1 pseudogene is annotated in these 404 nt (G+C 60.6%); it reads right to left on the bottom strand.

Features of this window, described 5'->3' with window-relative positions:
* Nucleotides 1-149: 149 nt before the first annotated feature.
* Nucleotides 150-404: pseudogene (locus JK635_RS28665) on the bottom strand (hypothetical protein); the annotation flags it as partial.

Raw genomic sequence — 404 nt, forward strand, 5'->3', positions numbered from 1 at the left:
GAGCGAGCCTATCGTCGCACTGACATCAGTGCCTGTGAATTCAACGACATATCAACGACATATCAACGACATGCATGCTGCCTGTCGGGCATAAAAAAACCCCGCGTTTCCGCGGGGTTTTTGTTTGAGCCAAAAGCCTGATCAGCCGATCAGCCCTGCTCGTCCGTGTTGCCGATGTTGTTGCCGGCAGCCGCCATTTCGGCTTCCGCCTCGGCGATGCGGGCCGCCTTCTCGGATTGCAGCAGCGCGGTGCGCTCTTCCGCTTCCCACGATTCCTTCTCCTTGCGGGCGCGGTGGAACGCCAGACCCGTACCAGCCGGGATCAGGCGACCAACGATCACGTTTTCCTTCAGGCCGCGCAGACCGTCACGCTTGCCCATGATCGCGGCTTCCGTCAGCACGCG

Source organism: Neobacillus paridis (assembly GCF_016765675.1).
Classification (GTDB): domain Bacteria; phylum Bacillota; class Bacilli; order Bacillales; family Cytobacillaceae; genus Neobacillus; species Neobacillus paridis.